The organism is Mycobacterium sp. TH-M103, assembly GCF_057473785.1.
In genome coordinates this window covers 1-6,576 of record NZ_JBYCLG010000295.1, presented here as the reverse complement: position 1 = coordinate 6,576, position 6,576 = coordinate 1, and the positions used below count along the sequence as shown (strand labels likewise).

The window sequence follows — 6,576 nt, the reverse complement described above, 5'->3', positions numbered from 1 at the left end:
TCGATGGCCACGTCGGTGCCGGTGCCGATCGCGATGCCCAGGTCGGCCTGCACCAGCGCGGGGGCGTCGTTGACGCCGTCGCCGACCATGGCGACCCGCCTGCCCTCGTCCTGGAGGCGGCGGATCTCGTCGACCTTGTCTTCGGGCAGCACCTCGGCCAGCACCCGGTCGATGCCGACCTGCTCGGCGATCGCGGCCGCCGTGCGGGCGTTGTCGCCGGTGATCATCGCGACCTGCAGCCCCATGGCGTGCAACTGGCGGACCACCGCGACGGCGTCGTCTTTGATCGTGTCGGCCACCGCCAGCACACCCACCACCCGCTCGTCGCGACCGACGAACACCGCGGTGCGGCCCTGTGCTTCGAGGTCGGCGGCCGCGCTCGCGAGCTGCTCGGGCAGGCGCAGGTCGTTTTCCTCGACCAGCTTGCGCCGCCCGACCAGCACCGCGTGGCCCTCGACCTCGGCGCGCACGCCGTGGCCGGCCAGGTTGGTGAACGCCGCGGCGGCCGGGACGGCCAGCTCGCGTTCGCGGGCGCCGGCGACGATCGCCGCGCCGATGGGGTGCTCGGAACCCGACTCGACCGCGGCGGCGATCCGCAACACCAGGTCGACGTCGCGCTTCTTGTCGGTGATGACGTCGGTGAGCCGCATCTGGCCCCGGGTGAGGGTGCCGGTCTTGTCGAACACGACGGTGTCGATCTTCTTCGACGCCTCGAGGACCTCGCCGCCCTTGACCAGGATGCCCATCTCCGCGCCGCGACCGGTGCCGGCGATGATCGCGGTCGGGGTGGCCAGGCCCAGCGCGCACGGGCAGGCGATGATCAGCACCGAGACCGCCGCGGTCATCCCCGCGATCGGGTTGCCCGCCAACAGCGCCCACCCGGCGAACGTCAGCGCGGCCACACCGAGCACCGCGGGCACGAACACCGCCGACACCCGGTCGGCCAGCCGCTGCACCGGCGCCTTGCCGCCCTGGGCCTGCTCGACTAGGCGCACGATCTGGGCCAGCGCGGTGTCGGCGCCCACCGCGGTGGCGCGCACGGTCAACAGTCCGTCGGTGTTCACGGTGGCCCCGGCGACCCGGTCGCCGACCGTCTTTTCCACCGGCATCGACTCGCCGGTCAGCATCGACTCGTCCACGGCCGCGCGCCCGTCGACGATCTCGCCGTCGACGGGGATCTTCTCCCCGGGCCGCACCAGCATCACGTCGCCGACCTGCACCCGCTCCACCGGCACCAGCACCTCTTGACCGTCGACGAGCAGGCAGGCCTCCTTGGCGCCCATCTCCAGCAGCGTGCTGATCGCCTCGCGGGTCTTGCCGGTGGCCCGGGCCTCGAAGTAGCGGCCCAGCACCACGAACGCGATGATCAACGCCGCGGTGTCGAAGAACAACGGCCCGCCCGCGAACAGCTGATAGGTCGAGTAGGCGAACGCGGTCAGCGTGCCCAGGCTGATCAGGGTGTCCATGCCCGCCGATCCCGCGCGCGCCTGCCGCACCGCCCCCACCAAAAACGGCCAGCCCGCCACGAACTGCACCGGCACCGTCGCGGCAAACGCCAACCACCCCGCCCACGCGCCGCCGAACACCATCGGCGCCGCCATCGACACCAGCCCCAACGGCGCGGCCAGCCACACCCGTCGCAACCACTTGCGTTGCTCACCCTTGGCATCGGCGGCCGGCGCCCCGTGACACGACGGCGCCGGCTGATGACAACTACCCCCACCGTCGGACTTCGGGGCGCCCGCATCCGTGGACACGCCCAGCGCACGCAAAAGTCCGGCCGCGATCCGCGCCAGTACCCCGGTTTCACCCACACTCGCCGAATACGGGGCGCGGGCGGGCAGCGATTCCGCGGGCACGTCCCGGGCCGCCTCGATCCCCGCCAACACCGCGGCGACGTCGCAGTCATCGGGCAGATACCAGATCACCACCGACCCCGTCCGGGGATAGGCCTGCACCGCCCGCACCCCGGCCACCGCCGCGACCGTCTCCTCGATCGCCACCGCCAGCGCCGAATCCATCCCAAACCCGCGGGCGCGCACCCGCATCCGCCCGCCCCCCTGGGAGACGACCTGCAACGTGGCGCCGGCCCCAGCGTCAAGCGCCGTGTCAGTGGCAGGCATCGTCACCCCCGTGGCCGGCAGCCGAAGAAGAGTCCGCCGGTGCGGGAACACGCTCCCCGACGCGCTCGGCCGCCTCGGCGAGCACATCGGCCGTCGCCAACCGCGCCCTCTCGGCGGCCTCCCTGGTCACCCGTTCGGTCGCACGCGCCCCGCGCAAACCCACGGCAGCAGCGCTCACCGTCATCCTGCGCCACGGCGCCTTCGCCAACGCCTCATACGCCGCAGCACCCACCACACCGGTCACCAGCGTGGGCACCGCCTTACCCACCAATCCCTGCCAAGCCATGCCGGTCACTTCCCTTCTGTCGACGACGATCACCGCCGGGGGCCATCCCGGAACCTCGCCCGGGACTATACCCCCCACCCCATCTGGGGTACCACGCGAATGAACATACCCCCACAGGGTATCTCCGTCAACTGCGTGCGTCCTTCCGCTCGACATCACGCCGCCGTCCGTATTTCTGGCGAAAAGGTGGGTGGCGCACTGAACAATGGCCATCACGTCCCGTGATCGTGACAATGCGAAATCGTCGACGCAGCTTTGCCTATTAGGTCGACGGCCATCTCGCCCGACGCTTTGACCCGTTAACTTGTACGGATCGTTGCGATTGGGTATTTTGACGGACACTAGTCGGTCTTAGCGGTGCCGATTTCGCCAAAGAGTTGGGTGAATTTGTCGCGCGCGCTTCGTTGCGCCTGCCCGCGCCGGGCAGGCGTTAGCTCATGCCAGTAGGCACATACAGCGCGAAAGATCCAATGATTGAACACAGTGATGGCGGCGATGTCGAGGATTGAATCGATCACGAACACCGCCGGCCACTCCCCCGCGAACGCGCCGACGCACTGCCCCACGCGCGTGGAACCGCGGCGCGACAAGCACGTTCGGAAGCTCGCACGCCCGGTGACCAATGCTACTTTCGGATCGATGTCCCGCCGCGTGCGTGGCCAAGCCCGGCCCTGAGATGCGCCGCGTCGAGGATCGGGGGAAGAGGGGGAGCGTGCCGCGTCGGATTGCATTGCTGGCATTGGCCGCGCCGCGGCGAGTGATCGCGGTGGCACTGCTGGTCTTCCTGGGAGCCGTCGCTTTCGGGTCACCGGTCGCCAAAGATCTGTCCGCCGCAGGGTTTTATGACCCCGCGTCGGAATCCAGCAAAGGCAGTCGGCTGCTCGAGCAGAAGTTCGGGGAAAGCGAACAGCAACTTCTGATCGTGGTCACCGCTCCCGGCGGCGCACAAAGCACGCCGGCGCGCACCGTCGGGACCGACATCGTCGACCATTTGGAGCGCTCACCGTTTGTATTCAATGTCTCCTCGCCGTGGACATCGGCGGCGCAATCGGCGGGGCACCTGGTGAGCAAAGACGGCAAATCCGGCCTGATCGTCGCGAACCTCAGGGGCGGGGAGAACGACGCGCAGAAACACGCCCGAACGCTCTGCGCCGAATCGGTGCACGACCGCGACGGCGTCACCGTCCGCGCGGGCGGCTTGGCGGTGGCCTACGCACAGGTCAACGAGCAGATCGAGCACGACCTTCTGACGATGGAATCGATCGCGATCCCGCTCAGCTTCCTGGCCATGATCTGGGTGTTCGGCGGATTGCTGGCGGCCGCGTTGCCGATCGCGGTGGGCCTGACGGCGATCGTCGGTTCCATGTCGATACTGCGCCTGCTCACCTTCACCACCGAGGTGTCGGTCTATGCGCTCAACCTCACCACCGCACTGGGTTTGGCGCTGGCGATCGACTACACGCTGTTGATCGTGAGCCGCTACCGCGACGAGCTGGCCCGGGGCAGCCTTCCCGACCGGGCCCTGATCCGGACCATGCAGACAGCCGGGCGCACGGTGCTGTACTCGGCGACCACCGTCGCGTTGTCCATGGCCGTGATGGTGCTGTTCCCGATGTACTTCCTGCGGTCGTTCGCCTATGCCGGCGTCGCGACCGTCGCATTCGCCGCCGTCGCCGCGGTCGTGGTGACACCCGCGGCCATCGTGTGGCTGGGTCCGCGGTTGGACGCGATGGACATGCGCCGACTGCTCCGCGGAATGCTGCGGCGTCACGAGCACGGCCGTAAACCGGTACAGCAACTGTTCTGGTACCGATCCACCCGGTTCGTCATGCGGCACGCCGTGCCGGTCGGCCTCGCCGTCACCGCCCTGGTGGCGCTGGCCGGCGCTCCATTTTTGGGCGTGAAGTGGGGTTTTCCCGACGACCGGGTCCTGCCGCGTTCGGCCTCGGCGCACCAGGTCGGCGATCAGCTGCGCAACGACTTCGCCGACGACGTCGCCACGACGGTGCAGGTCGTCATCCCCGACGCGCGGGACCTCGACGCCGACGACCTCGACCGCTACGCCGCCGACCTGTCCCGCGTGCCCAACGTCTCCGCGGTGACCGCACCGGCGGCGACGTTCGTCGCGGGAAACGCCGTCGGCCCGCCGGCCGCGCCGACCGGAATCGCCGACGGCAGCGCGTTTCTCACCGTCACCAGCACGGCAGCGCCGTACTCCCGGGCGTCCGACCTGCAACTCGACCGCCTGCACGCGGTCGACGGTCCGCGCGGGCGACCGGTTCAGCTGACGGGGCTGGGCCCCACCAACCGCGACGGTGTCGACGGGATCACCGCGCGGCTGCCGCTGGTGCTGGGCCTGATCGCCGTCATCACCGCGGTCCTGCTGTTTCTGGTGACCGGCAGCGTGGTGCTGCCGGTCAAGACGCTCGTGCTCAACGTCCTGTCGCTGTCGGCGACGTTCGGGGCGCTGGTCTGGATTTTCCAGGACGGCCACCTCGGCGGCCTGGGGATCACGCCGACGGGACGGCTCGTCGCCAACATGCCGGTCCTGCTGTTCTGCATCGCCTTCGGGCTGTCGATGGATTACGAGATCTTCCTCATCGCGCGGATTCGCGAACATTGGCTCGCATCCCGGAAAACCGACGCCGACAACGACGAAAGCATCGCGTTGGGGGTGGCCTACACCGGCCGGGTGATCACCGCCGCGGCTCTGGTGATGGCCGTGGCGTTCGCGGCGCTCAGCGCCTCGCAGGTCTCGTTCATACGCATGTTCGGAGTGGGCCTGACGCTGGCCGTGCTCGCCGATGCCACCCTGGTGCGCATGATTCTGGTTCCGGCCGTCATGCACGTGCTCGGCCGGGCCAACTGGTGGGCCCCGAAACCGTTGGCCTGGCTGCACGCCCGCATCGGCATCGAGGAGTCCGCCGGCCGGCACGAACGCCCCGCCGCGGCGCCGCGCGCGACGCTCGACGGGTGACCCCGGCGTCGCCTACTCCCCTACCGCAGGACGACGCGTCGCGACAAGCCATAAAGGTAATAAGGGCCATAAGGCACTAATTTAGCGGTTATGGCCTGTGCTTATTGCTCAACAAAGAGACGGAATTATAACGTGTTCTAGTCGTCGTGTAGAGCGGGGGCACACGGTGAAGACCGATACCACCGGAGTCGGCATCCGGGAGATCGATGTCGGCGACCCGCCGACACGGTTTGCCCGCGGCTGGCACTGCCTGGGCCCGGTCGAGGACTTCCTCGACGGCGAGCCCCACGCGATCAACGCGTTCGGCACCAAGCTGGTCGTCTTCGCCGACCCCCAAAGCGATGGCACCCCAAACGTTCTCGACGCCTACTGCCGGCACATGGGCGGAGACCTGTCGCAGGGCACGATCAAGGACGGTGCGGTCGCGTGTCCGGTCCACGACTGGCGCTGGAGCGGCGACGGGAGATGCCAACAGGTGCCGTACGCCAAGCGCACGTCACGGTTTGCCCGCACCCGTTCGTGGACCACCGACGTGCGCGGCGGATTGTTGTTCGTCTGGCACGACCCCGAGGGCAACCCGCCACCCCCGCAACTGCAGATCCCCGACATCCCCGAGGCCTACGGCGACACGTGGACCGAATGGCGCGTTCTAGTTTTGCGGCAGGGGTGGGAGGTACCGCCACTGTGCACGGACGCCGTGGACGCCACTCCGAGGCGCCGCTTTGCCGCGGCGGGCCCGCCTGCGCTTCGCCACCCCGATCGAGAAGGTGCAGATCTCCGTTATCGGGCGGAGTCGTGGCAATGCCCGGCAAGCGCCTACAACGACGCCGTCCGACGTGCTGGGCACTCGACCACTCCGACCAGGCTTGGGCGTAGTCGTCTTCGAGGGCGGGGTAGGGCAGCATCTGCACGCCCCGCTGCAGAGACGCGGACGGCGACGGCAAACCGGCTTTCTCCACGTAGGCGTCCAGCACCGCGACGTCCTCGCCGGACAGGCTGACACCGAGCTTCATACCCCGGTGTTCACGGATCGGTACGGCTACTGACCTTGGAGGCCTGCCTGGTGGTGGCAGGTACAGGATTCGAACCTGTGTAGCTTTCGCGACGGATTTACAGTCCGCTCCCATTGGCCGCTCGGGCAACCTGCCGCCAGACAGGTTACAACGAACGGGTAGACAAAGCACAAACGG

At 68.7% G+C, this 6,576-nt stretch carries 4 protein-coding genes, 1 tRNA gene and 1 pseudogene; 2 read left to right on the top strand and 4 right to left on the bottom strand.

Annotated features, from left to right (window positions below; all coding sequences use genetic code 11):
• From AC2VOR_RS16610 to AC2VOR_RS16600, 3 genes are all read right to left on the bottom strand, one after another.
• On the bottom strand, positions 1 to 2,048 hold a 2,048-nt coding region (locus AC2VOR_RS16610; protein WP_486964146.1), incomplete at its 3' end, for a copper-translocating P-type ATPase.
• Between the two features lie 61 nt (positions 2,049 to 2,109).
• A complete protein-coding gene (locus AC2VOR_RS16605) occupies positions 2,110 to 2,409 on the bottom strand; it encodes a DUF1490 family protein (RefSeq protein ID WP_369740741.1) in 300 nt (99 codons plus the stop codon).
• Positions 2,410 to 2,750: 341 nt separating this feature from the next.
• Positions 2,751 to 2,975, bottom strand: a complete 225-nt coding sequence (locus tag AC2VOR_RS16600; RefSeq protein WP_486964145.1) for a hypothetical protein — start codon at positions 2,973 to 2,975, stop codon at positions 2,751 to 2,753.
• 146 nt (positions 2,976 to 3,121) lie between these two features.
• Between AC2VOR_RS16600 and AC2VOR_RS16595 the strand changes: the two genes are divergently transcribed.
• Both AC2VOR_RS16595 and AC2VOR_RS16590 read left to right on the top strand, forming a co-directional pair.
• Positions 3,122 to 5,386 carry an MMPL family transporter gene (locus AC2VOR_RS16595; RefSeq protein WP_486964144.1) on the top strand — a complete coding sequence of 755 codons (2,265 nt, stop codon included), beginning with the start codon at positions 3,122 to 3,124 and terminating at the stop codon, positions 5,384 to 5,386.
• A 166-nt stretch (positions 5,387 to 5,552) separates the two neighbouring features.
• A pseudogene (locus AC2VOR_RS16590) lies at positions 5,553 to 6,032 on the top strand (Rieske 2Fe-2S domain-containing protein); the annotation flags it as partial.
• A 418-nt stretch (positions 6,033 to 6,450) separates the two neighbouring features.
• On the opposite strand, the gene AC2VOR_RS16585 reads toward AC2VOR_RS16590, so the two are convergent.
• Positions 6,451 to 6,534: transfer RNA gene (locus AC2VOR_RS16585), tRNA-Tyr, on the bottom strand.
• Positions 6,535 to 6,576: the final 42 nt, after the last annotated feature.

Bases quoted from the DNA above. Each gene is read 5' to 3' on its own strand.
- AC2VOR_RS16605 (WP_369740741.1), bottom strand. From the start codon at position 2,409: ATGGCTTGGCAGGGATTGGTGGGTAAGGCGGTGCCCACGCTGGTGACC.